The 2,572-nt window shown below is 71.7% G+C and carries 3 protein-coding genes and 1 pseudogene; all 4 read right to left on the bottom strand.

Annotated features, from left to right (window positions below; genetic code table 11):
- Positions 1-8 precede the first annotated feature (8 nt).
- Positions 9-806, bottom strand: coding sequence for an enoyl-CoA hydratase family protein (locus tag Q0112_RS04440; protein ID WP_297971981.1), 798 nt, complete (start codon positions 804-806; stop codon positions 9-11).
- A complete protein-coding gene (locus Q0112_RS04435; protein ID WP_297971979.1) occupies positions 803-1,276 on the bottom strand; it encodes a MarR family transcriptional regulator in 474 nt (157 codons plus the stop codon). Before Q0112_RS04435 ends, Q0112_RS04440 begins: the two co-directional genes overlap by 4 nt.
- Positions 1,273-2,025, bottom strand: a complete 753-nt coding sequence (locus Q0112_RS04430; protein WP_297971977.1) for an SDR family NAD(P)-dependent oxidoreductase — start codon at positions 2,023-2,025, stop codon at positions 1,273-1,275. Before Q0112_RS04430 ends, Q0112_RS04435 begins: the two co-directional genes overlap by 4 nt.
- 3 nt (positions 2,026-2,028) lie before the next feature.
- Positions 2,029-2,572 (bottom strand): annotated as a pseudogene (locus Q0112_RS04425) (bifunctional salicylyl-CoA 5-hydroxylase/oxidoreductase); the annotation flags it as partial.

The following is a 2,572-nucleotide window of genomic DNA, read 5'->3' as shown; positions in this document are numbered from 1 at the left end:
GTCGGCCATCAGTTGCCCTCGAAGACGGGTTTTTCCTTCGCGACGAAGGCGTGGTAGGCGCGGGCGAAGTCCTCGGTCTGCATGCAGATGGCCTGGGCCTGGGCTTCGGATTCGATGGCCTGCTCGAGGCCCATGGACCATTCCTGGTTGAGCTGGGTCTTGGTCATCATGTGGGCGAAGGTGGGGCCCTTGGCGATGCGCTCGGCCAGCGCCATGGCTTCGGCGTCGAGGTCGGCGGGCGGGACGAGGCGGTTGAAGAAGCCCCAGGCGGCGGCTTCCTCGGCGGTCATGACGCGGCCGGTGTAGAGGAGCTCGGCGGCGCGGCCCTGGCCGATGATGCGGGGGAGGATGGCGCAGGCGCCCATGTCGCAGCCGGCGAGGCCGACGCGGGTGAAGAGGAAGGCGGTCTTGGCGTCGGGGGTGCCGAGGCGGACGTCGGAAGCCATGGCGACGATGGCGCCGGCGCCGACGCAGATGCCGTCGACGGCGGCGATGATCGGCTTGGTGCAGGCGAGCATCGCCTTGACGAGGTCGCCGGTCATGCGGGTGAAGGCGAGGAGACCCTTCATGTCGCGGTCGATCAGCGGGCCGATGATGTCGTGGACGTCGCCGCCGGAGCAGAAGTTGCCGCCGTTGGAGCCGAAGACGACGACGTCGATGGCGTCGGAATAGGGAAGGGTGCGGAACCAGTCGCGCAGGGCGGCGTAGCTCTCGAAGGTGAGGGGGTTCTTGCGGTCGGGGCGGTCGAGGGAGACGCGGGCGATGCGGCCGCGGATCTCGAGGCGGAAGTGCTCGGGCTGGCTCATTCTCGGGTCCCCCGTTGCGCCAGGTCGTCCCTGACGGCCTTCAGTTGCTCGATGAGGTGCTCGGCCTCCCAATGGGAGACGGCGCCGAGGAGCTGGTCGACCCAGGCCTCGTGCGCGGCGGCCAGGCGGGTGAAGTCGGCGGTGCCCTGCGGCGTCAGCCGGACGAGCATCGCGCGGCGGTCGCCCTCGACCGGCAGGCGCACGGCGAGGCCCTCGGCCTCGAGGCGGTCGACGATGCCGGTGACGTTGCCGTTCGAGACGCGCAGCACGTTCGAGAGCTCGGTCATCTTCAGGCCGTCCGGGGCGCGGCTGAGCGCGGCCATCACGTCGAAGCGCGGCAGGGTGGTCTCGAGGCCGCGCAGCCGCTCACGCAGCTCGCCCTCGACCATGCGGGTGACGGCGAGGAGCCGCAGCCAGAGGCGGAGGCGGGCCTTCGAGACGGCCGGGTCGCTGCGTTCCATCATGCTCATGTCTCGCCGCCGGAGATGGAGATCGCCTGGCCGGTGACCGAGGCGGCGCCTTCGGAGCAGAGCCAGAGGACCGCGGCGGCCACCTCGTCCACCTCGATGAAGCGGCCCTGCGGGTTGGCGGCGAGGAGCGGCGCCTCGGCCTCGGGCCGCGAGCGGCCGGTCCTCTGCATGATGGTCTCGATCGATCGTTCCAGCATCGGGGTCAGCATGTAGCCGGGGCAGATGGCGTTGACGGTGACGCCGGTCCGCGCCGTCTCGAGCGCCAGCGCCCGGGTCAGGCCGACGACGCCGTGCTTGGCGGCGCAGTAGCCGGCGACGTAGGGATAGCCCTTGAGGCCGGCGGTCGAGGCGATGGCGATCAGGCGGCCCCAGCCGGCTTCGACCATCGGGGCCAGGGCGGCGTGCCAGGTCGAGAAGACGCCGCCGAGGTTGAGCTCGACCATGGCGGTGAAGTCGGCGGCGCCGGTCTTCAGGAAGGGGCGGCTCGTGGCACTGCCGGCGTTGGCGACGACGACGGCGGGCGGACCCCATTCGGCGGCGGCGGCGTCGAACATGGCGGCGATCTCGGCGGGCCTAGTCACGTCGCAGGTGGCGAAGCGCATCTCGGCGCCGGCCACCGCGGCGAGCGCCTCGGCGTTGCGGCCGGCGATCGTCACCCGCGCCCCGGCGCCGAGGAGCGCCCGGGCGATCGCCGCCCCGGCGCCGCTGCTGCCGCCGGTTACGAGCGCGTGTCGGCCTGCGAGGCTCATGGCTCAGACCTTGCCCAGCATGGTTTCGGTGCGCTCGGCCAGCCGCCAGAGCTGGTTGCGGCCGGGAAGGTAGGGGAGCGGCCACTTCTCGGCTCGGTCGCCGAGGGTGCCGGCGGCGCGGAGCGTCCAGTAGGGGTCGGTCAGGTGCGGGCGGGCGAGCGCGACGAGGTCGGCGCGGCCGGCCATCAGGATCGAGTTGACGTGGTCGGGCTCGTAGATGTTGCCGACGGCGATGGTCGCCATGCCCGTCTCGTTGCGGATGCGGTCGGAGAAGGGGGTCTGGAACATGCGGCCGTAGACGGGTTTCGCCTGCGTGCTCGTCTGGCCCGCCGAGACGTCGCAGATGTCGACGCCGGCCTCCTGCAGCATGCGGGCGATCTCCACCGCATCCTCCGGGGTGATGCCGTCGGCGCCGACCCAGTCGTTGGCGGAGATGCGGACGGAGATCGGCTTCTCGTCGGGCCAGGCGGCGCGGACGGCGCGGAAGATCTCGAGCGGGTAGCGCATGCGGTTCTCGAGGCTGCCGCCGTATTCGTCGGTGCGGGTG

The organism is uncultured Amaricoccus sp. (assembly GCF_937858865.1).
Lineage (GTDB): Bacteria > Pseudomonadota > Alphaproteobacteria > Rhodobacterales > Rhodobacteraceae > Amaricoccus.
This window is presented reverse-complemented; position numbering and strand designations above follow the sequence as displayed.

Excerpts from the sequence above, each read along its gene's own strand:
- Q0112_RS04440 (WP_297971981.1), bottom strand. The coding sequence starts at position 806 with ATGAGCCAGCCCGAGCACTTCCGCCTCGAGATCCGCGGCCGCATCGCC.
- Q0112_RS04435 (WP_297971979.1), bottom strand. The coding sequence starts at position 1,276 with ATGAGCATGATGGAACGCAGCGACCCGGCCGTCTCGAAGGCCCGCCTC.
- Q0112_RS04430 (WP_297971977.1), bottom strand. The coding sequence starts at position 2,025 with ATGAGCCTCGCAGGCCGACACGCGCTCGTAACCGGCGGCAGCAGCGGC.